Below are 24,180 nucleotides of genomic sequence, written 5' to 3' on the forward strand. Positions count from 1 at the left end.
CGATAAGAGAGGGAAGGATGTACCAGGTTGCAGCAATCAATCACGCGCTGGATGACGCGATTCAGGCCCGCATAGACAACAAGACCAAACCCCTTGGCGCTTTGGGTGAGCTGGAGGCTTTGGCGCTGCAATTGGGGCGCATTCAGCTCGGTTCCGCCACTGATGAGTTGGTCATCCGCCGCCCCGTGATGCTGGTGTTTGCCGCCGACCATGGTATTGCCGCGGCCGGGGTGTCGATTGCTCCCAGCGAGGTGACCACTCAAATGGTGCTCAACTTTGTTGCCGGCGGCGCCGCCATCAATGTGTTTTGTCGCCAGACCGGCTTCGAGCTGGAGGTGATTGACTGCGGCATTCTCAGCCCCTTGGGGATCCCCGAGGTTACAGAGCAACGTCTGGGCGCCGGTACCGGGCCTATCCACAAACGCGCCGCCATGACTCTGGGCGCTGTGCATCAAGGGTTTGCCATGGCGCGCACTTTGGTAAAACGCCATATCGATGCCGGCAGCAACCTGCTGGCGCTGGGGGAGATGGGAATAGGCAACACCTCTTCTGCCGCCGCCGTGATGGCCGCCCTGACCGGTCTGCCTGTGAGTGAATGTGTTGGCCGCGGCACCGGCATAGATGCCGCGACGCTTAAGCGCAAATGCCTGCTGATAGAGCAGGCACTGCTGCTGCACCACTGCGAGCTGACCGAGCCGCTCAGTATCCTCGCCTGCCTCGGAGGCTTTGAAATAGTGCAGATGACAGGAGCCATGTTGGCGGCGGCCGAATTTGGCGTGCCCGTGCTGGTGGACGGTTTTATCGCGTCGACAGCGGCGCTGGCGGCTGTGCGTTTGGCGCCGGGGGTGAGGGATTATCTTATTTTTGCCCATGAGTCTGAAGAGCGCGGCCACAAGTTGCTGCTCGAGGCCATGTCCGCCAAGCCTTTGCTGCGGCTTGGGCTCAGGTTGGGCGAAGGCTCGGGCGCGGCGCTGGCGCTGCCTTTGGTGCAGGCGGCGGCCAACTTCTACAACCAGATGGCCAGCTTTGGTGAAGCCGGGGTCGACAAGGTGGTAGAGCCTGCTACCCAAGAGGTGTTCTGATGGGATTCTGGCTCGGGCAGCTGCGGCTGTTTTTGATCGCAATAGGTTTTTTCACCCGTATTCCTGTGCCCAGCGCCCTGACGGTGGATAGCGACAGCCTCAACAAGGCCAGCCGCTACTTTGGCCTGGTGGGCGTGGTGGTGGGCTTGATCTCCGCCTTGGTGTTGCTGCTGGCCGCCGGCATATTGCCAAGCTCCATCGCCATAGTGCTGGCGATGATTAGCAGTGTGCTGGTTACCGGCGGTTTTCATGAAGATGGCCTGGCCGATACCGCCGATGGTTTCGGCGGTGGTTGGCGGGTAGAAGATAAACTGAAAATCATGAAAGACAGCCGCCTTGGCAGCTATGGCGCCTTGGCATTGGTGTTGGTGTTGCTGCTCAAGTACCAGTTACTGCTGGAGTTGGCACTTTACGACATCAACCAGGCGGCGCTGGCCCTGGTATTGGCGCACTGTGTCAGCCGGGTGACGGCGGCCAGCATTATCTTTAGCGAAACCTATGTTCGCGATGAGGGCAAGAGCAAACCTCTGGCGCAGCAGCAGGGGCTCAATGAGCTGGGTATTTTGCTGCTGACTGGAATTGTGCTGACGGCACTGCTGTCCACCACGCTGCTGTTCTGGCTACTGCCGACCATGTTGTTACTGCGTTGGGCCCTGGTGTTTTGGTTCCGGCGCCAGATTGGCGGTTACACCGGCGATACCCTGGGAGCGGCGCAGCAGGTGAGTGAGCTGACGGTTTATATGCTGTTGCTGGCATTGGGGGGCAGCCCTGCATGATCCATCTAATTCTGGGCGGTGCCCGCAGCGGCAAGAGTGGTTACGCCGAGCGGCAACTGGCCGACTTGTGCCCGGCCAATGTCCGCCCCTGGTATCTGGCAACGGCCGAGGCCGCCGATGAGGAGATGGCCCGGCGTATCGCCCACCATCAAACTGAACGCCAAGGCGGCAGCCTCGAATGGCAGTTGGCCGAGGTGCCGCTCGATTTGGCCAAGGCGCTTGTGCAGCGCTCAGGCTCTGGAGCGCCGGTATTGGTAGACTGCCTGACGCTTTGGCTCAGTAATCAGCTCTGCTTAGGTGCCGATATGGCTTGCGAACGCGCGGCCTTGCTGCTGGCGGTAGCCGGGTTTGACGGCGATCTGCTGCTGGTGAGCAACGAAGTCGGCTCCGGCATAGTGCCGCTTGGGGAGCTGAGTCGGCGTTTTGTCGATGAGGCCGGTTGGCTCAATCAGGCGCTGGCCGCCAAGGCCGACAGAGTCACTCTGGTGGTCGCAGGTTTACCGCTGGCGTTAAAGCCTGTGAGCTCTGATAGCAGTGGCTCCCTGGGCTTGAGCGTTTCGGGTACAAGCCCGGATCAGCGGGGTAAGGTATGAGTAATCCAGTACCCCATAATGGCGCAGAACTTAAAGCTGAATTGTCGGCTCTGGCCCGGCCTGGCCGCAGCCTTATGGTGCAGGGCACCACTTCGGATGCCGGTAAGAGCACCTTGGTGGCCGGACTCTGCCGGGTGTTTCATCGTCATGGTCAGCGAGTGGCGCCCTTCAAGCCGCAAAATATGGCGCTCAACAGCGCCGTCACCCGGGATGGCGGCGAAATTGGCCGGGCCCAGGCGCTGCAGGCGGTGGCCGCCGGTCTTGAGCCGAGAATCGACTTCAACCCGGTATTGCTTAAACCCAGCTCAGATACCAAGGCGCAGGTGATAATTCAGGGCAAGGCGCTGACCAGCCTGGAAGCGGCCGCCTTTTTCGGCCCCGAGAGTCGTGACTATAAAGCCGCTGCCATGCAGGCGGTGTTGGCATCCTGGCACAGGTTGCAGCAGGAGTTTGACTGGCTGCTGGTAGAAGGCGCCGGTAGCCCGGCCGAAATCAATTTGCGCCAGGGCGATATTGCCAATATGGGTTTTGCCGAAGCGGTGGACTGCCCGGTGATCCTCATCGCCGATATCGACAAGGGCGGGGTATTTGCCCACCTGGTCGGTACCTTGGCCCTGTTGTCCGAGAGTGAGCAGGCGCGGGTAAAAGGCTTTGTGATCAATCGTTTTCGCGGTGATATCTCATTGTTGCAGTCTGGGCTGGATTGGCTCGAGGCTCACACCGGCAAGCCGGTATTGGGCGTATTGCCCTACCTCGATGCCCTGCATCTGGACGCCGAAGATGCACTGGTGCAGCCCACTACTCAGTCTCAGGTTGCTACCGAGCAGCCGACAACAGCTCAATCAGCACGAGCTCAATCTGAAACAGCTCAATCTGAAACAACTCAATCTGAAAGAACTGGGACGCGACTGCGAGTTGGCGTCTTGGTGTACCCCAGGATCAGCAACCATACCGACTTTGACCCGCTGCGGCTGCATCCGGATATCGAGTTTTGTTATATAGGGCCGACCCATCAGGGCGAACTTCCAGGGCTGGATCTCCTGCTGTTGCCCGGCAGCAAGAATGTGCGCGCCGACCTGGCTTTTGTCCGCCAACAGGGCTGGGATAAGGGCATAGCCCGCCATCTGCGCTATGGCGGCAAGCTTATCGGTATCTGCGGCGGCTTTCAGATGCTGGGGCAGAGCATTGCCGACCCCTTGGGGCTGGAAGACTTGCCCGGTACCAGCCAAGGGCTGGGCTACCTGCCGCTCACTACCGAGCTGCAAGTCGAAAAACAGCTGCTCAATGTCAGCGGTACCCTGAGGCTTGGGCAATCATCGGCGTCAGTCTCCGGCTATGAGATCCACTGCGGAGCGTCGCGGATCCCGGACAGATGCACCCAGCCACTGTTGCTTAATGAGCGAGGCGGTGACGGCAACCGCGTCAGTGCCACTGAGCCCGCAAAAATCACTGAGCCTGCAAAAGTCACTGAGCCCGCAAAAATCACTAAGCCTGCAAAAACCACAGTACCTTCACAAATCGCAGGGCCTACACAATTCACTGCAGTCCGCAGCGAAGGCCTGCTGTCGGAGGATAATCAAATTCTCGGCAGTTATTTGCATGGCCTGTTTGACAGCCCAGAAGCCTGTGAACTACTGCTCGCCTGGGCCGGGATGACGGCGCCACAGGGCCATGCCGTGGATATCAATCAGCAGCGCCAGCAACAGCTGGATCGTTTGGCCGATGTGCTGGAGCAACATCTGGATTTCAATAAAATAATCAACATATTCAAAGAGGAAGACCCGGGTGACCGATAATAATCAAACCGATATCAAGGCAGAGCGTCATAAGCAGCGGCAGCAGAAAGTGAAAGCGGCGGTGGATGCCAAAATCGCGGCTGCCACCGAAGAGAAGGGCATACTCCTGGTAGTGACAGGTAACGGCAAGGGCAAGTCCACCTCCGGCTTTGGCACTCTGGCCCGCGCGGTTGGTCATGGCAAGCAGGGTGCCGTGGTGCAGTTTATCAAGGGCACCTGGGAGTGCGGTGAGCGCAAGCTACTGGAAGGCGCCGGGGTCAAGTTCGAAGTCATGGGCACAGGCTTTACCTGGGACACCCAGGACAAAGCCAAGGATATCGCCGCCGCCGAAAAGGCCTGGGCGGCCGCCGAAAAATGGCTTCAGGATGCCAGCATAGACATACTCCTGCTCGATGAACTCACCTACATGGTCAGCTACCACTATCTGGATCTGCAGCGGGTGATAGATGCGTTGCAAAATCGTCCCCCCATGCAGCATGTGATCATCACTGGCCGCAACTGCCACAGGCAACTGATTGAATTGGCGGATACTGTCAGTGAGGTGAATAGCGTGAAGCATGCGTTTGAGGCGGGGGTTAAAGCGCAGCTTGGTTTCGACTACTGAATCTGCAGCCTGTTCTTCGAGGCTGACGGTATTGCCAGCGTAGCTTCATCCCATCACCTAGGATAACTAGGCTCAGGGACTGAAGCGACTCGGCGGCTTTGTCAGCCCTCGATCAGACTGCAGTGCTTTACTTTTTGTGCGACCGTGGCGTTATTGTCTGCGTCGGCTCACCCAATCACATATTTATTGTATGCTCATGGGCTGAGCAACCTTGATGGCTTAGCCACAGCCGCAAACAGTTTGAAATAGGTGCATTTGCTCAGGAACTAAAGCTACTCGGCGGCTTTGTCAGTGCTTTATTTTTTGTTTGCGACCGTGGCGTTATTGTCTGCGTCGGCTCACCCAATCACATATTCATTGTATGCTCATGGGCTGAGCAACCTTGATGGCTTAGCCACAGCCGCAAACAGTTTGAAATAGATGCATTGGTTTAGGGATTGAAGTGACTCATCTTTTCCCATTTTGATTTTCTGTTCTGAGGGCTTTATGAATATCGATGAGTTACTCAATGTTGTAGCAGAACAAGAATCTAATTCTTGTTCTGAGTGCGGAAAGGAATCCAAGCTTCATTTGACTAACTCTGATGGCCTGGAAAACAAACTTCATTTTATGGGTAAAATAGAACCAATGACTTTTCTCGGTTATCAGACTTACAGCAAAAATGGTAGTAATCCATTTTCAGATATGGCTCCTGTGAGTTTGTCGCATTACCCTTACAACGGTAGTGATGTATATCGTTGTGATTCGTGTATGGCTACATTTGTCATATATTTAGAAACTGGTGGGCATGCTGCAAGATACCAAGCAAGGTGGATTAGGCGTGATCTTAACTTTTTACCCTAACAAGTAATAATGAACTGACCTTTCCCCCGAATTTAAGACCATGACATTGATATGACTCCCTTGGCCAAATTGATGAAAACTTATGATAAAGAGATTAGATAATATGATGGCTTGCTATGATTTATAAATTGTTGCTTTGGCTTGGTTTATTGTATTTTGATAAAAATAACGTGTTAAGAGTGAACAAATTCAAGATGCCAGAGTTGTTGAAAGAGTGGGAATCAAGGGGCTGAGGTGTTGATTCAAACTCACCCCTTTGACTCCCATTTTATATCTAGCCTTTATCATAGTGGCGAATGGGCAGCTGGCTGACGCTGTCGAGTCGCCAGGCTCCCTTCTCATACACGAAGCTAACGCTGTGCAGGGCATCCTTAAAGTCATAGCTTTGGTTCGAGTCTGGCAGGAGATTGTTAAACTCCAGCTGAATGTGTTGATAACCATCCTCGATAGACAACTTCCCCAGATGGTTTGGCAGATCGATAAGGCGGCTCAGCGCCTTGTCCAACTCGCGATCTTGTATTGGCAGTTGCTGCTTAAACTGCTCACTGAACAGGGCGGCGAAGGCCTGTTTGTCCTTGCTGTGGATATAGGCGGCGTTGGTCCAGTCGGCCAACAAGAGTTCGAAGGTCTTGTTGGCCTGGGTTAGAGATGCGATGGGGGTCTTGTTGTCGTTGGTAAGGTAACTTTTAAGAGTCGCCTCGGCTTCTTCAAGGCCGCGCTCGAATATTTGCGCCACCTTTATCGCCGCCGGATCCTGGCCGGCCTTTAGCTCAGCGCTGACTCTGTTGACGGCCTCCACCCGCTCTTGCCAACTGTTGAAACCCTTCATTAAGCCTTGTAGTGAAGCTTTATGCTGCTTCATCGCTTCGGCGACAGCCTCATCCTGCTGCCGCGCCGCTCTGGCTTCGATGCTCACATAATCTCTAAAGGTACTGTTGAGTATGGTTTCGGGGGCATCGAAGTAGAGTCCTGCGCCGCTGTAGGGATCGACCCAGAGATCGCCTGTGCTTATTGGGGCTGATGGCTTAGGGTGGATATCGCCGTAATAGATTCGATCTAATTTGGCTTGGTTTTGGCTAAGGAAGGCGCCAATCGCCTTGCCATCAGTGGCGGACAGCCGTTGGTATTCGGCCGCCAGTTGCTGCAACTCTTTGGAGTTCTGTACCCTTTGGCTGGCATAGTAGCCGCAGCGCAGGTTACAGGCTTGCTTGGTCAAACTGGAAGCCGGGCCCAAGGTGATCGCCTCGCTCTGGACAAACACTTCGGCGGTATAGATACCTCTGGGGATGGCACCACTCTTATCCATCAGGTAGATGGTGTTGTTGGGGCTATGGCGGCCCACGACTTGGAGATCTTGCTTGCTGGCGCACAGGGAGTAGTCCCTGTTGGTGACCGGTAGCTCCTTGTCATAGGTGGAAACGACCAACTTATCCAGGCTAATCCCTTCGGGCACAGTGCCTGTGATGCTGAGATCGCACTGCTGAGCGTTGACATTGAGGGTTAGGCCACCCAGGGCCAGGCCAAGAAATACCAATCCTTGTTTCATGCAAAGTCCTTGTTGCGAGTTGTTTCATTAAGCTTGTAGCTGGGCTTTTGCCATCATTTTTTCGCAAAATACCCCTGTATTTACAATTAAAATGAGGGGCTTAGTGAATGATGGTTTTCATTCGCTTATGCTATCGTGAACAGTCCTGCTTTGTCATCAGTTTATAGGGGGCAAGGGGGAGGGGGAAATGGCTGCGGTATGGGGCTTTTAGTGCAACGGTTATTTTTCGGGGGCTACCGCCATTAAGGCGGGGTGCCCATGAGTGGCCTTTCTGATTGTAAAACCCAGGCTATTGAATCGCATGGTTCGGTAACGCTTCGATTGCTTCAAACCAATGTTTGCTGATCCGCTCCATATAAAGATGCCGGGCGGCATTCTTGGTAGGATTCATAGCCAGGTGCATCCGCTTTAAAGGCTTATATTCTAGGTGTCTCTTCAGATGTATCGAATGAGAATGCCACAATGCTGGTGTTTATCTTTCCTTCCTCGTCCAGGCGTATGAGGGCTTCAAGTAATTCAATAGAGAAGAATGTTTTCGTCATTCCGATCGGTTTGAATACGTGCCTCTTACTTTCGGGGAGTTTGTTGATTTTTTCAGCTGATAAGAAAAACCGGCTGGTAGCGTTGGTTATTTTGATGCTGTTTTCGGTATCAACGGCATCCACCAAGTTGTCTACTGCCAGTATATAACGATCGGTTAAAACCCATGAGCCGGCGCAGGTTAACTTGGAGGGATAGACTTCAACCCCGTAAGGGTCAAAGCTCATGATTAATTCGGCTATCTCCTTGGTAACATTAAAAGCGCCCCCTCTGATTAAGTCCAGCGCTTCAATATCGAGGATGTCAGTGTCCTGCCATACAATCTCATTCAGACAACTTGTTGGGATAAAGTCATTGTCATCATAAAGTGACGAGCGAATATCGACCGCACTAAATAGTGATTCCCCTTCATTAATGTCTTCGTTTATATAGGCTACTTGCATTCTCAATTCTCTATATTTTTCTCTGGGGCAAAAAAGCCACCTCGTGAGGTGGCTTGGGGAGTATAAACCGGCGTTAGCCCATACGTTTAAGCTTTTCCTTCAATTCTGGGATGGCGCGAGTAAAACCGTCGATATGGTCGGTCAGGCGTGACAGCAGTTTACGTTTACGCTCTTGGTTACGCCGACCATACAGTAGGGTCCAAACCAGCAGTACTGCACTGACCATGATAAACACTACCAGGGTCAGGTTGTGTCTAAAGAAGGAGGTGCTGTAGATGGGATCCAGCAGCGGGAAGTAGAGCATATCGAACAGCGGATACCAGATATGATCCGGGCCCCAGAAGTTGAAGATCAAGGCGGCAATCGCCAACAAGATCCAGGTGCCTGCGCCGTTGAGCTTGCCGTATTGCTGGAAAGATGTGTTGTTATAACGTTTGCTCTTGGTCAGGTTATAGGCGTACTCACGGTTATAGTCATCAACGCCCAATTTGGCCCTTGAGCTGGCGTAAATCATCCAATCGCCCACATCCAGATCCCCCAACAGATCTTCGCCGAAGCGCATCTCCCGCACTTCACCATCGGCCAGTTGCAGCAAGACTTCGCCATCAACGTTGGAGCTGCGGCTGCGATGGCTGCTGGTTTCAGTGTCTGTGGTGCTGTGGGAGAATCTGTTACCCACATAATGGTCTGTGGTGGTGGTTTTAGTGGTGGTGACCGTGAAGTCATCGACACTGGCGCTGGCACTTCTGTCGAGCACTTTGCCCATGATACAGGAGACGCTGACTTCACCCTTTTCATCGCCCGCCAAGACATGCTTGTGCAGATAGGGCTCACGGTAACTCAGGCTGTATTGCCGCATCATGGCCTCTTCCTCATCGCGGACACTGAGGCTGTTGGCGGCCGTTGCCGGTGCTTGCTGCTGCGAGCTGCCGCATTGAACACAGTAGCCGTGCTCGCCGTCGATGCGACTCTGGCATTTGAAGCAGAAAATATCCGAGTCTTTTCTCGGCCGCTGGGCGATATGGTAGCCCAGCGCTTCTTGGGTGACAGACAACAGGCGTTTCATTGCCAGTTGCAGGGCCTCGTAGCGGCGCAGTTCCCTGGTGTGTTTCTTCTGGTTGCGCTGACGCTCCAGAATGAAACACACCACAGACAGAACCACGGCTACCCCGATAGCGATTTCTGTGGGTTGCTTGGCACCAAAGTACAGCAACAAGGCGCTGGCAATCCCCAGCAGCAGCCACCAGAAGGCGCTGGATTGGCTACCCGGCTCATAGTCGGGCACTATGGTGGAGCGTTGACCGTCGGCTTCATGACTGATGGCTGCCGGAGCCATATGGTTATGGCTGACCAGGCGTTTGGCGTCTTTACCTTCGATGCGGTAATTCAGGGTGTAGTCTGTCGGGTAGAACAAGGTCAGCACATCGCCGCGGCGAAGTTGGTCGTAGAACTTGTTCTCGGCATTGACACTGACCCGCTCTATGTTGCCGTCCTTGTCTTCCAGCTCAAGCCACCAGTAGCTGTAGGTGAGGTTATTGCCACTGTCTACCCGGCGCCGCTTGTAGAGGAAGCTGGAGTTGACCCGGCCGGTGAACGTCCTGGCGCCGGAATAGTGGGGTTTAAGATCTTTTAGGATCTCAGGGGCGACATCCTCAATATTCTTCAGTTTGGGCTGCTCAGGCAGGGACTCTCCGCAGTGACCGCAGAAGTTTTCCTTGGCATAAATGGGTTGATTGCAGTGGTGCATTCAGTTTCCTTGTCAATGGGGTAAAAGACGGATTGTCAGTGTTTGTTCGCCGCCATTCAGGCTGTGCCATTTGCGGTAGGTCTGATAACCGGGGGCGCTTACCTGCACATCGTAGTTGCCCGGTTTAAGCCGGATCCCAGGGTGATACTTGGGGCCTATGTTCATGATCCTGATATTTGCGTTGTTCACATTGGTTTCGACCTTGAGGCGTGTCTCGGTCGGTGCCAGCTCGCTGGCCTTGAGTGGCGCTGGAGTGCTCTTGTGCAGCAAGTCTATCTTGGCCAGTGAATGCGCCAGTGGCGAGAAGGCCTGATAGATACCCGTGTGTTGCTCAAAGCTCAGCCCCAAAGGATGCAGCAGCGGCTGGGCGTGCAGTGTCCAGCGCAGGGCGTAGGCAAAGCCGATATTGCCGGACTGTTCCACCTTGGTGAGGAAGTAGTTCACCGGGCTGGTATCATCCTGGGTGTAGCGGTTTTGCACCAAAAGCACCGGCAAGGTCAGCAGCAGTAGGGGCGGCAACAGCTTGGCGGTCAATGCCAGCCAGCGGCGTTTGCCGGACTTGGCACTTTCAGTGGCATTCTCATCTATGCCGGTACTGTCTTCGCTGCCACTTGCTTGACTCGCGCCGGGGCGGAATAGCTGCAGCGTCTTCAGCGGCAGTTTGATAAAGGTCATACAGATCAAAAACAGGCTGAGTGACATGGAGATGGGCGGAATAATCACAGATCGCAGCGCCTGCTTGCCTTGCTCGGCATAGCGGCCGCCATCGGCAAATTCACGTTCTGACTCGGCCAGCATCTGCAGGTAACTCTGGGTACGTTTCTGGATGTTGGGATCCAGCACATGGCGTTTGAAGTTGGCCTGGTTCCAGTCGGCGCGGACGTTAGGCACATAGAGATCGCCCATGCGAGCGGCTATCTTGCGTTGGATCTGCGGATGCAACTGGAAGGCGTTCCAACTTAAGTTGATGGGCAAGTCCAAACCGCGTTTACGCATCTCGCTCTGCCAGCGGGCATCGGCTTCAGCCTTAACCGTCTTGGCCACGCTTTGACTAAACAGCGGACGATTGTTGATATGCCAGCTGTCCGGCAGTTTCAGCCCCTTGGCCTTGAGGGCCCGGCGCAGTTTCACTTGAGTCACAGGATGCACCCTGAAGTCGGCCAGTGACGCTATGTTGAACGGATAGCCGGTTTCCTTTTCAAACATCGCCTGGAACTTGGGATGGGCCAAGAACAGGCGCTGGTAATGATCCGGATCGTCTGTGTACTTATAGCGTTTGTCCTTAAGACCGCCATCGCCACCAGTGGCCAGGCTCAGCGCCTGCATGGCGGTGCCGACACCGGCGGTCATCACCCCGAACAGGGCGCTGGACAGCAGGTTTTCGCCTGTGCTGATGTCTTCGACTATCAACCAGTAGTTGGGTTCTATGTAGCCGAGCCCCGCCTTGGAGATCATTGTCTTGTAGCGGGCGTTTTCCCGTTCTATACATTGATAGCGACGTTCTTTCTGGGACGACTTCTTGTAGCGTTCCTGGCAGCGGTTGGTGTCTTCGTGGTAGGCGAAGATCTTGGGGCCGTATTCCTGGGCCCTGGCACCGGCCTTGGCCACATGGGCCTTTTGCGCCTGTTGATACTTGCCCCATCCCTGATTGACCTCTTGCTCTATGTTTTGCCAGTAACCCATCTCCCGCTCAGGGATCCCCGCCAGGGTCTGGTTGTAGCGGTTGGAGCCTTCGGCATAACTGCGATAGCTGGCCGACAGCTCATCATAGAGTTGACCAAAGTCGTGATAGTGCTGGTCAAAGTCGCGATAGGCCCGCTTTTGCACGAAGTTGTGAATGATCTTCTGTTTGTAATCATCCAGGTTGTCGGTGAGGTTGTGGTCGGCATAGGCCAGGCCGCCGAATAGGGCCAGAAAGGTCAGGTTTTCAGAGCTGTGCAGCTCTTGGGGGTCGTAGTTGAGACCTTCGACTTCGACCGCATTAACCGCCAGGGCATCACGCAGCGCCGCGCTGTAGGCCGCGTATTGACGCTGCTCCGGGGTAGAGGGTTCAATCAGCCATTGCTCTATCAGGTATTTTTGACCGAAAAACACGCTGGGCCAGACGCACAAGGTGAGCAGCAACAGGGTCAGGCTGCCTCTCAGGCCGGTTTTGAACAGCCGTGCCGGCAAGAGATCGGCCAGCAGCAGGGTCACACCTATCCCGGAAATGGTGCGGCCGTAAATCTCCAGGTGTTCGAGTTGTTCGGGCTTGGGGGTGCCCAAGCCTACCAAAGAAACCAGTTGGGCGTTGAAGATGGCCTCTGGGATCAGATAGGCGGCGCTAAGCAGCAGGAAAAATACCCGCCAGGATAGTTTTTTCATCCTTGGTTCCTCACTGCTGCTCGCTGCGGCGCAGCTCGATTTTCACTGCGTCATCTGCGGTGAGGTCTACTTGGGTCTGGTTTTCTCTGGGGCCGGCCTGGGTTTTCATGATCACAGGAACAAAGCCGCCGCCAGCCTCGGACTGGGACGCCTTGCTTTTATTGGCCACAGCGCCTGTCTTGAAGGACTTCAGTTTGCCATCCACCGCCGGATACAGGCCGTTGGGCCAGTAGGTTTCCAGCAAAGAGAGTTTGGAAAGATCCAGATCCTTGGGCAGCGTGGCCAGCTTGCGGGTCAGCTCAGTGCTGCCTTGATAAGGCAGCATGGGCGGCAGGGCGAAGCGGCTGCAAAAACCATAGAGACTGTCGTCGATAATCACAGAGTCGGGCAGTTGACTGCGCTTGAGTCCCAGCAGGCTCTGTTCGTGGTAATCATGACCATTGATGGTATAGCTGGCCACAGGAATGCCGCGGTTATGGGCCAATGACTTGAAGCCTTGGGCGTTTCGCCGATAGTGGCGTATGTCCAGGGCGATACCGAAGTTGGACTTGAGCGCCTTTTTCAGCTTATTGAGTCCGGCCGCAGAATCGTAGCGTTTTTCCCTGTAGCGGCGGTTGGCGTAACCCTGAATATCCTCCAGCATGGATTGATTACGCAAAAAGATGGGGTCTTGACCTGCGCCGCGTTTCATATCGGCCGCCAGTTTGTTCATCGAGGCCTTGGCCGGGCTCTGGATAAAGGACAGGAAAACAGCGTCGTTTATCTGCCTCATTTTTTTGAGGTTTTCCAGCTCCAGACTGCTGTAGAAGTAGCGCCCCTGGCCTATGATACTGAAGGCCAGATAGTCGAGCATCTCCAGATCCCGGCTGCCGGCGCGACTCTTGATCTCAATATTCAGCTTCTGTCCGCTATGGGCATAACGACTGAACACCTGCGCCAGTTGGCGAAAGTTGGGCGGTACCGTATCTGTGAGGGCGCCGGTTTGCATGTCCCGCTGGCGCAGATAGCCCCACTCTTTCTCATAGCGAATCGACTCTATCTTGCGGCGCTTATTGTCTATGGTGCCGGTTTCACGTCCGGTACGGCCATCGTGATGAATGACCCAGACATCATCCCGGGTCAGGCGCACATCGATTTCAATCACATCGAACTGGTTATCCAGGGCATCTATGACGGCTTCCAGCGAGTTTTCCGGAAAACGTATCGAGCCTCTGTGGGCCTGAAGCTCCAGGTTGCTGCACTGCCTGGCCCCCAGATAATTGATGTTATCCAGTGCTGACAGAGTAAAGCCTCTGGCGTTGAAGGCTTGTTCCAATGCCAGTTTCTGCGGATCTACGGGTTGAGGTTCTGGGGCGGATGGGGTGCTTTTACAGCCGCCAAGCAGGCCGAAACAGCAAAATATCAGGACGAAAAAGAGACGCACAGGGGTTCCTTGGTGCTCTATAAGTATTTATAAATTAAGGGTATTAAAATTAATTATTTACTCTCGGTCAACCTGTAATGCCAATGTTTAACAAGTTTTACTTGTGCTGTCTCAAAACTGAACATTGGCTGACTTTTAATTGGTCAAATGGTGCGCTTTTTTGCGGCCGCATAACCAGGGCCGCGCGTTTTACTCACAACTTGCTTGAGGTATGCTTGAAGCACAATTGTGAATAACCAAGGAAACCAGGTGAACCGACTGATACTCTGCCTGCTTTGCAGTTTGGCTCTGAGCCCTGTCGCCCTGGCCAAGTCGCCCGACAAAGCAGTCAACAAGGGGGGCAACAAAAGCGTCAGTGCCAGGCCCGCCATGCGCATAGTGGCGCTCTCTCCCCATGCGGTGGAGATGCTGTTTGCCATAGGCGCGGGTGAACAGGTAGTGGCCACCACAGACTATGCCGATTTCCCCGAGGCCGCCAAGGCCATTCCCCGAATAGGCGGTTACTACGGCATACAGATAGAAAGAGTGATAGAGCTGAATCCGGATCTGGTGGTGGTCTGGGACACGGGCAACCGCAGCGAAGATATAGAACAGCTGACCAAGCTTGGGTATCGCATTTACGGCAGTGACCCCAAGACCCTGGAAGGCATTGCCGAAGAGCTGGAACAGCTAGGGCGTCTCACCGGTCACAGACAGCAGGCCGGGGAAGTGGCTGCCGACTACCGGCAGCAATTGGCAAATTTGCGCCGGGACAATGCCGCCAAGCCGGAGATCAAGGTGTTCTATCAACTCTGGTCCGAGCCTTTGATGACAGTGGCCCAGGACAGTTGGATCCAGCAGTTGTTGGAAGTCTGCCATGGCAACAACGTCTTCAAGGACAGCAGTTCACCCTATCCGCAGGTAAGCATGGAAAATGTGCTTCTCAGTCAACCCGAGGTGATCATCAAGACAGATGAAAAGGGCGATGGCAAGCGGTTGGACTGGAGCCAATGGCAGGAGATCCCAGCGGTGAAAACGGAACAAATCTACACACTTAACGCCGATATTCTGCACCGGGCGACCCCAAGGGCGCTGGAAGGTGTTGAGGCTATCTGCAAGGTGCTCGACAAGGCCCGTGAAGCGAATGCCAAGGCAAAACCATGATGCCGCGACTCGGTTATTTCCTGATGTTTATCGGTTAAAGGCACCTTTATTGTCAGCAAAAATATTGGGATAACGGTTTGCTGGAACGGATGTGGTTACCGCAACAGCGAGTCATACTTTCGGGTGGTTTTTAACGGATCTCGACTCAGCCGAAATAGCTATTTTTCAGGTAAATATGTCGCTGGCGGGTGACTCGGTTCCGGCGCTGCTGTTAATGTAATGCTCTTGTTAAAGGAATGGTCTTTTCAGGCAATAAAGGGAATTTTCGGGGACAATGTCGCACTCTGTCTTGTTATCCATGCGCTGTATCTTGTGCTTACTGATGCTGACACTTGCGCCTGCTCCGGCGTTGGCCGCAGCCGAGGCGGATGACATAGAGATCAGTGGTCTGGTCATAGACAGAACCCTGACCCGCTTTGGCAAGGATTTTGGTTTTTACTACTCGGGGTATTGGCGGGATCTGCCCTTTACCCAGGGATTCAATGTCACCCTTTACGAAACGGTTTTCCCTCAGGCCGGCACCTTGCTGACACTGGAGGTTAACGGTACTCGTATTTACCAAACCCATTTTGGCCGCAGAGCCAGTCCCATCAAGGAGCGGGCCGAACAGGCGATTCTCTTGACCATAGATTATATCGCCTCGGTCAGAGCCCAATCCATGACAGGGGAATTGGGATCCCATTGGGATGGAATTTAGGAAGCAAGCACAATGACACTCAGGATGTTAATCGCGGCCGGCGCCTTGCTGGCTTTTTCGGGGCAGGCCACCGAACTGGTCTATACCCCAATCAACCCCAGTTTTGGCGGTAACCCTCTCAACGGTTCGTTTCTGCTGAATAAGGCCCAGGCCCAAAATGACAATCAGCCCAGCGGCAATGAAAAGGACTTTGTTACCCGCTTCAAGGAGTCGCTGGAGCGTAACATTATCAACTCCATCACCCGCGGTGTGGCCGACGGCGAGATAACCGACGGTGTGTATGACACGGGGGACTACCGGGTCGAAGTCGCCTCCACCGGCAACGGCGTGATGTTGACTATTACCAACCTGCTTTCCGGCGAAGTCACAGTGATAGAGATGCCTATCTATGGAGGTAATCCATGAGGTGGCTGGCACTGGTTCCACTGTTACTGCTGGGGGGCTGTAGCCTGGTTCCCAAGCCTGATTTGAATATCAATGAGGCTCAGGTAAATCCCTTGAGTGAAACCATGAAGGCGCTGCAGTCGCGTCCCGGGCCACGTTTTCCTATCCCGGTTGCGGTTTACTCTTTCCGGGATCAGACTGGGCAATATAAGCCCCAGGCCAATGTCAGTTCCTTCTCGACCGCAGTGACCCAGGGGGCCACTTCCATGTTGGTGCAGACTCTGCTGGACTCCAGGTGGTTTACTCCTGTGGAGCGGGAAGGGCTGCAGAACCTGCTGACCGAGCGCAAGATCTCAGGTAAGCAGCAGGGGCGCAATAATGAAGTGCCGACCCTGACCAATGCCAGGCTGCTTCTGGAAGGCGGGATCATCAGCTATGAAACCAACGTGGAAACCGGCGGCAGCGGCGTGGAATACTACGGTATAGGCGCCTCCGAGCTGTACCGGGAAGATCAGGTGACCATTTATCTCAGGGCAGTGGATGTACACACAGGTAAGGTGCTGATGTCGGTCAATACCACCAAGCGGGTGTTCTCTCAGGAGATGCGTGCCGGCCTGTTCCGTTACACCAGTTTGAACCGCCTGGCCGAGGCCGAAGTGGGCTTTACCACCAATGAGCCAGTACAGTTTTGTGTGTTGCAGGCGATAGAACTGGCGGTCTCCGAGCTTATCGACAAGGGGAGCCGCATGGGTTACTGGAGCGCCGAGGCTTCGGGCGACGACAACAGCCTGAGTCAGGGATAAACCGCTTGAGCGAGAGAGCAACAGCTTGAGCGATAGGTAAACCGCAGTTTGTTGATTTTCAAAAAGAAGGGCCCGCAATTGCGGGCCCTTCTTTTGACTAACTCCAGGGCGTTCATTTCAGCTGGCTCATTTCAGAAAGCTGATTTCAGAAGGCCGATTTCAAGCGGCAGGCTGGCGGCTGTCATTGGACTTTGGCTTCAAATGGCTAGGCTGCCACACCGCGCCAGAACAGGCGAAAGCTGGCGTCTCTGGCCTCCTGAGTGGCCTTCTGAGGCTGGTTGCAGAAGAAGCGCGCCGCCGCCAGGAACTGGCTGTGGCAAGCTTCCAGCAACAGCTCTCTGGGTAGGTCAGCCAATACCCCTTGGTTGATGCCCTGCTCCAACAGCTCAGCGATAAAGCCGAGAATGCCATGCATTGCCTGCTGCCTGACCGCTTCACTGACACTGGGCGACATGGCGTATTGCACAAAGAAGCTCAGCTTCAGAGGCTGCGCCAGCGCCCAATCGAGCCCTGCCTGCCATAGCATTTCTGCCCGCTGCGGTAATTCAGTAATGCTTGCCGGCGTCTTTGGCAAACTTGCTGAAATGGCGTTGGCAAACTCTGTCTTTATGGCCAGAAACAGCTGGTCCATCAGGATTTCTTTACTGCTAAAGTGATGGAACAGGGTGCCTGTGGCGACACCAGCGTGGCGGGCTATGCTGGCGGTCGAGGTGGCATAGAAACCTTGCTCGACAAACAGTTGCAGGGCGCTGCCCAGGATCTGCTGCTTCTTGTCCAGTTTGCCGCTTATTGCCCGGGTTGCTTCGCTGCTGCGCTTCATCTGAGAAACACCTTCAACAGCAGCTTCTGGATCCCCTTGCCGTAGGGAGGATGCACCAGTTTGCCGGTATTGAATCGCCCCCGGGACAGCACAGTGCGGGCGTGGCTGAAGGTGCGAAAACCTTCCTGCCCGTGGTAGTGCCCCATGCCGGACGGGCCTATGCCTCCAAAGGGGGCATCGTCGGCGGCCACATGAAACACGGTTTCATTGATACAGACGCCGCCCGAGTGGGTTTGGGACAATACCTTTTGCTGCACTTCTTTATCGAAACTCATCAGATACAGGGCCAAAGGTCTGGGGCGGGCCTTGATATAGTCGAGCGCCTGCTCCAGCTCTTGATAACTGACCAAGGGCAGTAAAGGGCCGAAGATCTCTTCCTGCATTAGTTTCATATCGTCGCTGACCTTGGTCAGCAGCAAGGTGGGCCATTTGCGCTGTTTGGCGCTGGGCAGTTTGCTGAGTGGTTGCTCGCGGTCGGCGGCAAATACCTGTGCCCCTTTGGCGGTGGCATCTTCCAGGAGGGCGACCAGTCTCGCGGCCTGACGTTCGTTGAGTATCTGGCCATAGTCCGGGGTGTTGTCAAAGTCGGGGTAGAACTGCTGGAAGCGGCGTCGATAGGCGCTAATAAACTCAGCCTCTTTGCCACTGGGGCAGAGAATATAGTCGGGGGCGACACAAATTTGCCCGGCGTTGAGGCACTTGCCATAGATGAGGCGCTCTACCGCTGTCTCCATGGGCATGTCCCGAGCGATTAACACAGGAGACTTGCCTCCCAGCTCAAGAGTCACAGGGGTGAGATTATCGGCCGCCGCGCGCATTACATGGCGTCCTACCTGAGTCGAGCCGGTAAACAGAAGATGATCGAAGGGCAGGGCGGAGAAACTGGCGGCAATCTCGGCTTCCCCTTCAATCACACAGACCTCGGAGCCATCGAAGACTTCGGCCAGCAGGGTACGCAGGGCTGCATTGGTGTGGGGAGTAAATTCAGACAGCTTCAACATGGCGCGGTTACCGGCGGCAATGACTGTGGCCAGCGGACTCAAGGACAACATGATAGGGAAGTTCCACGGCACTATGATGCCCACCACGCCTTTGGGCTGATACTCCACCCTGACGCTGGCCGGGGCCAACAATAATCCGGCATGGCGGCGACTGGGTTTCATCCAGCCTTTGAGATGTCTGAGGCTGTAGTTGATCTGGGTAACGACCGGCAGTATGTCGGAGATCAGGCTATCGTCGGTCGACCTGTGGCCATAGTCGCGGCTGAGTGCATCCGTGAGCGCTTGCTGGTGTTTCAACAAGGCTTGTTTTAACGCCTTGAGCTTGGCCTTGCGCTCGTCAAGGCTTGGCATGGGGGCGGCACTGAAAGCCTGGCGCTGCACGGTGAATTTTTGCAGCAGTTGCTGATTTTCCACTGTGAGCGGCTCTGGGTAAACAAGCGACATTTTGCCTCCTTTGGCAGCCGTTAGACTGTCTTTAAAATAACCGACTGATTAGTCGGTCTGATGTTAGTTCAGTCTGCGTCTGTTGGCAATAACCCGGCTATATTTGATGTGGATCACAGAATGCGTTACGGCCGCCAACTAGACTGAAATCGAATAGATGGGGCTTTGTTTTTGAAATCGTTGACATAAGGAATTGATGATGAGCTTGAACATGCATGGTATTTCAATCGGAATTGAGCGTTATGGTGATGACGATTTCTTTGTCACCATGAAAGCCGTGGGAAAACTGACCCACGAAGACTATGAATATATGGTGCCTATGCTGGAGTCGGCGATAGCCGGTGTGAAGGATCCGGATATTTACGCCCTGCTGGATGTCACCGAAATGGATGGTTGGGAAGCCAGAGCCATGTGGGACGATCTCAAGTTGGGGATCAAGCATGGGAGTCATTTCGAGAAGATTGCCATCATAGGCAATACCAGTTTGCAGGAATGGATGACCAAGATGGCCGACTGGTTCACTCCCTTAGATGTGAAGTTCTTTGTCGACCGTCTCGATGCCATCGACTGGCTGAAAGACTAAACCGTCTTGCCATGAAATGCCCGCGACCTGTGAGGAGGCGCGGGCGTTTTTTTATTGCCATTCTAACAAGGTTTTGAGCTGCTCGCTGCGCTCTTGAGTCAAGAGTGCCTGCCACTCCTGCTCAGTGGTAGAGCCTTTAAGTGCGGCAAATAGACGCGCATTGCTGTCGCGGTATTTAAGCCACAACCGCTGCACCGCGCGAAGGTCTTCTTTGGTCACTTCAAACATATAAAGCTCTGGGTCATCCGCCGGGCGCAGTTTCTTCATCAAGGCGCGGTACACCTGGTTGAGCTCTTTGTCGGCGCTGGCAAAGTCAGGGAAAGTGCTCACCACTTGCTCTTCGTTACTGAGCATTTCCAAACGTGCCAGATAGTTTTGCCGCTGCTCGCTCTGGGAGCCGATAATAAAGGCGCTGCGCCCGCTGCCGCCATGGCCTTCCTCCCTTGAGGTTTTCGCTTGCAGCCACAGCTCGAATGCGCTGTTGGCCGACTCGAGTAATTTAAGCGGCGCTTGCCCCAGGCGTTGTTTGATACTTTGGTTGATCCGCTCTTGTTTGGCGAGGCGTTGTTGCTCCAGCCGCTGTTCTTCCCGGGAGGCACAAAAGCCCATTCCCATGCCGCTGGTAATCGCGCTGCAGAGATCAAATTCAGTGGTCTGTTTGGCACCGGGGTCGAGTTTGAGCCTGTCTTTGACGGCGATATCCAGCTCGGCCGGTACCTCGGCGCCATAACAGACGAGCTGTAGCACCTGGCGATCATAATTGTTGCCATCTTGCAGTTTGGAGAGATTCTCGGCCTGTTGCCACAAACGATAGCTATAGCCTTCCTCTAAGGGAGCGCTCAGAGCATTAAGCCGGTTGAAATCGGGCTTGCCGACATAGATGCAGGCATCCAGCGTGGTTTGATAGTCAAAGCTAAAGTCCGGATGGTGACTTTGATACTGTTTTAACACCTCGCCCAGCCTGAGCGGGTCGGCACTATTTGCTGAGCCGCCGCGGGTCAACAGGCGCTCTGTCAGGTAATAGAATGCCTTGGGGTGACCGGCCTTTGCCGCCTGGCTTAAATGGGCTATGTCTTCGGCCAAAGGTAAGGAATAACTGTAGCTCAGCATGAAGTGGGCTTCGCTGCTGCCAAGGGCCGCGGCTCGTTCAAAGAGCGGCTTGGCCTGCTGGCTCTGTCCGGCTTGTTGCAGCGCCTTGGCTTCTTCTACCAGACTGGCGGCATCCTCGGCGTAAACCGGGGTAAAAATAATCACCAATAGGCTTACGGTTGTGGCTAAATGGAGTAAAGTATTCATAGGGTGCTTAAAAGTTTTTCAATATAACTTGTTGATATTGTTCGGCAGGTATCTCATCAGTCGATGCCCGCCGTGTCAAGGAGGTCGCTATGCGTAACAAAGATATCCTCTGGCCCACTGATTTCAGTGATACGGCCGCCAACGCCTTGAGATATGCCATTGAAATGGCCAACCTCTATCATGTTGGGCTGCGGATTTTGCACGTGGTAGATCAACCTATAGGTGATGAAAACTATCAGCTGTTGATCATCACTCCGGAAGAGCTGGCACAAACCATGGAAAAGGCCGCCGCCGAGAAGATGCATGAGTTGCTGGCCAAGCTGAAAAGCCCACTGAAGATTGAAACTGTTATTCGCCGCGGTGACGCGGTTGAAGAGATCTTGGATGAAGCCGAGTCTGCCGATGTTGGCATGATAGTGATTGCCAGCCATGGTCGCAGTGGCCTGGCCCATTTTCTCAGCACCAATGTGGCCGAGGCCGTGGCCAACAAGGCTCGCTGCCCCGTGCTGGTGGTGAAGTAGCAAGTCGATGCGGCTTGAATGAGTACTAGAACGAGGAGCCGGGTTGCTCGAGAAAGGCCAGTTCCTCGGCAGTCGACTGTCGTCCTAATATGGCATTGCGATGGGGATAGCGGCCAAACCTGTCAATAATCGCCTTGTGCCTCAACTCAAAGTCATAGTTGTCCCTGGTCTGTTCCGAGGCGAATAGTTCCAGGGCTTTTTGATGGATAAGCGCCGACTCGCTGTGCATAAAGGGCATATAGAGGAATGCCAGCATAGGGGCTTGCAGTAGTTTGTCGGCGCCTATGCTGATCGCCTCCTGCGCTAGAGCCAAGGCCATGGGATCGGCACTGAAGGCATCGGGAGTATCACGGTGAATGTTGCGCGAGAACTGATCCAGCAGCAAAATTTCCGCCAGGCGTCCTTGTGGCGTTTGCCGCGAATGCCATAACTCGCCCTGACGGGCAGCATTCAGCAAGGCGCCGAAACGGCGCTCAATTGTTTGGTCAAACTCAGGATCCTTGCCCCACCAGGCCTTGGGACTTATCTCTTCAAACCAAAAATGGATTATCTGTTGTGGCCTGTACTCGGAGACGATTTGCGCTGACATGGCAATTCCTTCTATTGACCTGAGATTAAATCCAGTTGCTGTGATCATGGGCGATAAGCCTAAGGGTTTGCGCCGCGATATCCTGCGCCTTGGCCAGCGGGATGGATGGCAGCGTCAGTTCACCGCTGGCCAGTCCCAGCTTGAGACTGGCGAGGCCTCGGCGTTTTTGCCCCCGGCTTTGGATTAGCTGCAGATGTTGCACCTTGCTCAGAGACACCAACTGCCAACTGTGACCTAGGAGCCCCTTGTGGATCCAGAGATCGTTTTCAACCCGCCAAAAACCCCATTGGCGATAGCGCAGATAAAGTGCCGGGACAGCCATTACTCCTGGCAGTAATAGTAGCCAAACTTCTGTCGTCAGCCCCCAAAACGCCCATGTCAACGATGCGGGAGTTAAGCACCACAGCGCCCTATAGTAAAACCAGCTCGGGTGAATGGGGTGCCAACGATTGGGAATACGGTCGGCCTTGCTGCTTCTTTGGTTGAGTCTTTTTAGCAGGCGGCGCACTTCGCCTCTACCGAGCGATGGCACCAACATTTGATGGTTGCTGCTGCCTTCCACCTCATGGCCTTTTACCTGTTTGAAGCTCAGAGTCCAGCGTTTCAGCCAGCGGGCCAGCAACGACTGCTGCAAGCTGATGAGTTGAATTCTGCGCTGTTTGAGTATGTCTTGCTGGTGGGACAGCAGGCCGCCGCTACGCTGCAATGTCTCCTGCTCTTGGGTCAGGCGATAGGGAGCATATTTGAGCAGCGCAGCGACTATTGAGATCACGGAAAACAGCAGATAGCCAAGGAGCAGCAGGCCTAATAGACACCCCAGTTCCAGCAGCGGGTTGCCGCTTACCTGTTGCTGATGCCAGTCGAAGACTCGTTTCAGTCCCAGCTCCATCAGTTGAGTGCCTTCGAGCTGGCTGAGTATTGGGCCTGTAATGACGGCAAACCAGACAAAATTATTTTGATACAGGCCAAAGAGGGCTAACTCTGGCAGAGACTTCTTCACCAGTAAGCGGGAGTTTGGCGGTGCTGAGGTGGGGGCGCTTTCGTCTGTGTGACCCCGAGTCATCAGCTGCAATCTTAGTGACTGGGCTTGAGTTTGAGTGACGGCGCTTAAGCAGACCTCATCGTCAGTGGATCCCGCAGTTTCCACCAGTAGATTACCCAGTCGCAACGGCTTGAAATAAAATGGTTGCTCCAGACGCACATTCTGAATTTTGTCTATCGGCAGCTCGACTTTGCGCCTGAACAGGGCGCCACTGTGGACCTCGAGTTTCCCTGGAATCAAGCGATAACGGAATTTACGCCAGCTCAATAGCCCATGGGCAAAAATCACTACCAGGGTCAATGCCAGCGCCAGTGGCAGCCACACAGAGTCAAACCCCTGTTGCCAGCCGGTGTAGATAATAGGCACCAGGGCGTAACCGTTGCTGAAGAACTGCTTCAGGCTGGAGAAACTGAAACTGATGATCGCCCAGGGAGAGAGTGATTGCCAGTCGGCTTGCTGCACCTGGTTCAATTCGGCATCTCCTCCGAGGTTTCACCGCCATCCTTCCCCGCCAAAGCTAACAGGTGTTGGCGCAATGCTTCGGCGACTTCAATATCCAGCCCGGGTAGGCTGACTTCGGCCGCCGAACTGCCGGCACTGTAGCAGCGCAAACTTGTCAGCCCGAAATGGCGCTGTAATGGCCCCTGAGACAGGCTCACATGCTGCAGCCTGCTGGCCGGCATGGCGGTATGGCTCTGCCACCAAAGCCCTTCACGCAGCAAAATGCCGTATTCACAAACACCATAAGCCATGGCTTCGGCTTGTCTTTGATTGAGCCAGGCCTTGAACCCCAAGAGCAGCAGTGCCAGCATCACAGGCGGGATGAGCTCAAAGCCACTCAGTTGGGCGCCGAGCAACAGAGCAGGCACCAGCAGCAGTATGACCAGCGCCGTCAGCAGCAAGTTTTGCCACAGTAGTTGTTGGCGGTAACGAGGAGACAAGGTGAGCAAGGGCTGGCTGTCAAAGCCCAACCACTGCTGTTGAGGCAGGGGCGAGTGCGGCGAGCGGGTATCCATCTGCTTTGAATCCTTGTGGTCTGACTGCGACAAGAGAGAGTCTATACCATTCGCTATCAAAGTTTTAGCTCACAATCAGCCCTA

23 protein-coding genes are annotated in these 24,180 nt (G+C 54.5%); 12 read left to right on the forward strand and 11 right to left on the reverse strand.

The window, feature by feature from the left end:
• Nucleotides 1–17: 17 nt before the first annotated feature.
• The 6 genes from cobT to CBE72_RS20155 all read left to right on the forward strand — a co-directional run bounded on the left by cobT (nt 18) and on the right by CBE72_RS20155 (nt 5,694).
• Nucleotides 18–1,082 carry a nicotinate-nucleotide--dimethylbenzimidazole phosphoribosyltransferase gene (gene cobT, locus CBE72_RS15625; protein ID WP_071237202.1) on the forward strand — a complete coding sequence of 355 codons (1,065 nt, stop codon included), beginning with the start codon at nt 18–20 and terminating at the stop codon, nt 1,080–1,082.
• Nucleotides 1,082–1,858, forward strand: a complete 777-nt coding sequence (locus CBE72_RS15630; RefSeq protein WP_028781210.1) for an adenosylcobinamide-GDP ribazoletransferase — start codon at nt 1,082–1,084, stop codon at nt 1,856–1,858. The genes cobT and CBE72_RS15630 overlap by 1 nt, the downstream gene beginning before the upstream one ends.
• Nucleotides 1,855–2,451, forward strand: a complete 597-nt coding sequence (gene cobU, locus CBE72_RS15635) for a bifunctional adenosylcobinamide kinase/adenosylcobinamide-phosphate guanylyltransferase (protein WP_100144827.1) — start codon at nt 1,855–1,857, stop codon at nt 2,449–2,451. The genes CBE72_RS15630 and cobU overlap by 4 nt, the downstream gene beginning before the upstream one ends.
• Before the next feature lie 74 nt (nt 2,452–2,525).
• Entirely contained in the window at nt 2,526–4,247 is a 1,722-nt protein-coding gene (locus tag CBE72_RS15640) for a cobyric acid synthase (protein ID WP_229671997.1), read from the forward strand.
• Nucleotides 4,237–4,851: a cob(I)yrinic acid a,c-diamide adenosyltransferase gene (gene cobO / locus CBE72_RS15645; protein WP_100144831.1), complete on the forward strand. Its 615-nt coding sequence runs from the start codon at nt 4,237–4,239 to the stop codon at nt 4,849–4,851. Before CBE72_RS15640 ends, cobO begins: the two co-directional genes overlap by 11 nt.
• A 486-nt stretch (nt 4,852–5,337) precedes the next feature.
• Nucleotides 5,338–5,694: a hypothetical protein gene (locus CBE72_RS20155; RefSeq protein WP_144360944.1), complete on the forward strand. Its 357-nt coding sequence runs from the start codon at nt 5,338–5,340 to the stop codon at nt 5,692–5,694.
• Nucleotides 5,695–5,968: 274 nt separating this feature from the next.
• Here the strand turns inward: CBE72_RS20155 and CBE72_RS15650 are convergent, their stop codons facing one another.
• The 5 genes from CBE72_RS15650 to CBE72_RS15670 form a co-directional block, all read right to left on the reverse strand.
• Nucleotides 5,969–7,240 (reverse strand): hypothetical protein, encoded by a 1,272-nt coding sequence (locus CBE72_RS15650; RefSeq protein ID WP_100144833.1) that lies wholly within the window; start codon nt 7,238–7,240, stop codon nt 5,969–5,971.
• 416 nt (nt 7,241–7,656) lie between these two features.
• Nucleotides 7,657–8,223 carry a hypothetical protein gene (locus CBE72_RS15655; RefSeq protein ID WP_100144835.1) on the reverse strand — a complete coding sequence of 189 codons (567 nt, stop codon included), beginning with the start codon at nt 8,221–8,223 and terminating at the stop codon, nt 7,657–7,659.
• Between the two features lie 73 nt (nt 8,224–8,296).
• Nucleotides 8,297–9,970, reverse strand: coding sequence for a hypothetical protein (locus tag CBE72_RS15660; protein ID WP_100144837.1), 1,674 nt, complete (start codon nt 9,968–9,970; stop codon nt 8,297–8,299).
• Between the two features lie 12 nt (nt 9,971–9,982).
• Nucleotides 9,983–12,334 (reverse strand): PEGA domain-containing protein, encoded by a 2,352-nt coding sequence (locus CBE72_RS15665; RefSeq protein WP_100144839.1) that lies wholly within the window; start codon nt 12,332–12,334, stop codon nt 9,983–9,985.
• A 10-nt stretch (nt 12,335–12,344) separates the two neighbouring features.
• The gene (locus tag CBE72_RS15670) at nt 12,345–13,757 is read right to left on the reverse strand and encodes a glycerophosphodiester phosphodiesterase (RefSeq protein ID WP_229671995.1); all 1,413 of its coding nucleotides are present in this window, start codon (nt 13,755–13,757) and stop codon (nt 12,345–12,347) included.
• Between the two features lie 303 nt (nt 13,758–14,060).
• Here CBE72_RS15670 and CBE72_RS15675 point away from each other — a divergent pair, with 303 nt between their 5' ends.
• The 4 genes from CBE72_RS15675 to CBE72_RS15690 all read left to right on the forward strand — a co-directional run bounded on the left by CBE72_RS15675 (nt 14,061) and on the right by CBE72_RS15690 (nt 16,784).
• On the forward strand, nt 14,061–14,900 hold the full coding sequence (locus CBE72_RS15675; RefSeq protein ID WP_478010356.1) for a cobalamin-binding protein: 840 nt from the start codon (nt 14,061–14,063) through the stop codon (nt 14,898–14,900).
• 322 nt (nt 14,901–15,222) lie between these two features.
• Nucleotides 15,223–15,597: a curli production assembly/transport protein CsgE gene (locus CBE72_RS15680; protein WP_052248079.1), complete on the forward strand. Its 375-nt coding sequence runs from the start codon at nt 15,223–15,225 to the stop codon at nt 15,595–15,597.
• Between the two features lie 12 nt (nt 15,598–15,609).
• Nucleotides 15,610–16,002, forward strand: a complete 393-nt coding sequence (locus CBE72_RS15685; protein WP_100144842.1) for a curli assembly protein CsgF — start codon at nt 15,610–15,612, stop codon at nt 16,000–16,002.
• Complete coding sequence (locus tag CBE72_RS15690) at nt 15,999–16,784, forward strand: CsgG/HfaB family protein (protein WP_025008874.1); 786 nt, start codon at nt 15,999–16,001, stop codon at nt 16,782–16,784. The genes CBE72_RS15685 and CBE72_RS15690 overlap by 4 nt, the downstream gene beginning before the upstream one ends.
• 205 nt (nt 16,785–16,989) lie before the next feature.
• Here CBE72_RS15690 and CBE72_RS15695 read toward each other — a convergent pair whose 3' ends face one another.
• Together CBE72_RS15695 and CBE72_RS15700 are read right to left on the reverse strand one after the other, a co-directional pair.
• A complete protein-coding gene (locus CBE72_RS15695; protein ID WP_100144844.1) occupies nt 16,990–17,604 on the reverse strand; it encodes a TetR/AcrR family transcriptional regulator in 615 nt (204 codons plus the stop codon).
• Nucleotides 17,601–19,049, reverse strand: a complete 1,449-nt coding sequence (locus CBE72_RS15700; RefSeq protein ID WP_100144846.1) for a coniferyl aldehyde dehydrogenase — start codon at nt 19,047–19,049, stop codon at nt 17,601–17,603. Before CBE72_RS15700 ends, CBE72_RS15695 begins: the two co-directional genes overlap by 4 nt.
• Nucleotides 19,050–19,248: 199 nt before the next feature.
• Here CBE72_RS15700 and CBE72_RS15705 point away from each other — a divergent pair, with 199 nt between their 5' ends.
• On the forward strand, nt 19,249–19,632 hold the full coding sequence (locus CBE72_RS15705) for a SpoIIAA family protein (protein WP_100144848.1): 384 nt from the start codon (nt 19,249–19,251) through the stop codon (nt 19,630–19,632).
• 51 nt (nt 19,633–19,683) lie between these two features.
• Here the strand turns inward: CBE72_RS15705 and CBE72_RS15710 are convergent, their stop codons facing one another.
• Nucleotides 19,684–20,928: a lysozyme inhibitor LprI family protein gene (locus tag CBE72_RS15710; protein WP_100144850.1), complete on the reverse strand. Its 1,245-nt coding sequence runs from the start codon at nt 20,926–20,928 to the stop codon at nt 19,684–19,686.
• A gap of 89 nt (nt 20,929–21,017) precedes the next feature.
• On the opposite strand from CBE72_RS15710, the gene CBE72_RS15715 reads away from it, so the two are divergent.
• Nucleotides 21,018–21,449 (forward strand): universal stress protein, encoded by a 432-nt coding sequence (locus tag CBE72_RS15715; RefSeq protein ID WP_100144851.1) that lies wholly within the window; start codon nt 21,018–21,020, stop codon nt 21,447–21,449.
• A gap of 25 nt (nt 21,450–21,474) precedes the next feature.
• On the opposite strand, the gene CBE72_RS15720 is transcribed toward CBE72_RS15715, so the two are convergent.
• From CBE72_RS15720 to CBE72_RS15730, 3 genes are read right to left on the reverse strand one after another with little or no spacing between them, the layout of a single operon-like run.
• Nucleotides 21,475–22,038 carry a DUF924 family protein gene (locus CBE72_RS15720; protein WP_100144853.1) on the reverse strand — a complete coding sequence of 188 codons (564 nt, stop codon included), beginning with the start codon at nt 22,036–22,038 and terminating at the stop codon, nt 21,475–21,477.
• 25 nt (nt 22,039–22,063) lie between these two features.
• A complete protein-coding gene (locus CBE72_RS15725) occupies nt 22,064–23,542 on the reverse strand; it encodes a PH domain-containing protein (protein WP_229671998.1) in 1,479 nt (492 codons plus the stop codon).
• A gap of 5 nt (nt 23,543–23,547) precedes the next feature.
• Nucleotides 23,548–24,096 (reverse strand): PH domain-containing protein, encoded by a 549-nt coding sequence (locus CBE72_RS15730; protein WP_100144857.1) that lies wholly within the window; start codon nt 24,094–24,096, stop codon nt 23,548–23,550.
• Between the last annotated feature and the right edge of the window lie 84 nt (nt 24,097–24,180).

The organism is Shewanella carassii, from assembly GCF_002777975.1.
Classification (GTDB): Bacteria; Pseudomonadota; Gammaproteobacteria; order Enterobacterales; family Shewanellaceae; genus Shewanella; species Shewanella carassii.

Bases quoted from the DNA above. Each gene is read 5' to 3' on its own strand.
- CBE72_RS15705 (WP_100144848.1), top strand. From the start codon at position 19,249: ATGAGCTTGAACATGCATGGTATTTCAATCGGAATTGAGCGTTATGGT.
- CBE72_RS15680 (WP_052248079.1), top strand. From the start codon at position 15,223: ATGCTGACACTTGCGCCTGCTCCGGCGTTGGCCGCAGCCGAGGCGGAT.
- cobT (WP_071237202.1), top strand. From the start codon at position 18: ATGTACCAGGTTGCAGCAATCAATCACGCGCTGGATGACGCGATTCAG.
- CBE72_RS15640 (WP_229671997.1), top strand. From the start codon at position 2,526: ATGGTGCAGGGCACCACTTCGGATGCCGGTAAGAGCACCTTGGTGGCC.
- CBE72_RS15665 (WP_100144839.1), bottom strand. From the start codon at position 12,334: ATGAAAAAACTATCCTGGCGGGTATTTTTCCTGCTGCTTAGCGCCGCC.
- CBE72_RS15715 (WP_100144851.1), top strand. From the start codon at position 21,018: ATGCGTAACAAAGATATCCTCTGGCCCACTGATTTCAGTGATACGGCC.
- CBE72_RS15630 (WP_028781210.1), top strand. From the start codon at position 1,082: ATGGGATTCTGGCTCGGGCAGCTGCGGCTGTTTTTGATCGCAATAGGT.
- CBE72_RS15720 (WP_100144853.1), bottom strand. From the start codon at position 22,038: ATGTCAGCGCAAATCGTCTCCGAGTACAGGCCACAACAGATAATCCAT.
- CBE72_RS15655 (WP_100144835.1), bottom strand. From the start codon at position 8,223: ATGCAAGTAGCCTATATAAACGAAGACATTAATGAAGGGGAATCACTA.
- CBE72_RS15660 (WP_100144837.1), bottom strand. From the start codon at position 9,970: ATGCACCACTGCAATCAACCCATTTATGCCAAGGAAAACTTCTGCGGT.
- CBE72_RS15690 (WP_025008874.1), top strand. From the start codon at position 15,999: ATGAGGTGGCTGGCACTGGTTCCACTGTTACTGCTGGGGGGCTGTAGC.
- CBE72_RS15685 (WP_100144842.1), top strand. From the start codon at position 15,610: ATGACACTCAGGATGTTAATCGCGGCCGGCGCCTTGCTGGCTTTTTCG.
- CBE72_RS15730 (WP_100144857.1), bottom strand. From the start codon at position 24,096: ATGGATACCCGCTCGCCGCACTCGCCCCTGCCTCAACAGCAGTGGTTG.
- CBE72_RS20155 (WP_144360944.1), top strand. From the start codon at position 5,338: ATGAATATCGATGAGTTACTCAATGTTGTAGCAGAACAAGAATCTAAT.
- CBE72_RS15695 (WP_100144844.1), bottom strand. From the start codon at position 17,604: ATGAAGCGCAGCAGCGAAGCAACCCGGGCAATAAGCGGCAAACTGGAC.
- cobU (WP_100144827.1), top strand. From the start codon at position 1,855: ATGATCCATCTAATTCTGGGCGGTGCCCGCAGCGGCAAGAGTGGTTAC.
- CBE72_RS15700 (WP_100144846.1), bottom strand. From the start codon at position 19,049: ATGTCGCTTGTTTACCCAGAGCCGCTCACAGTGGAAAATCAGCAACTG.
- CBE72_RS15710 (WP_100144850.1), bottom strand. From the start codon at position 20,928: ATGAATACTTTACTCCATTTAGCCACAACCGTAAGCCTATTGGTGATT.
- CBE72_RS15650 (WP_100144833.1), bottom strand. From the start codon at position 7,240: ATGAAACAAGGATTGGTATTTCTTGGCCTGGCCCTGGGTGGCCTAACC.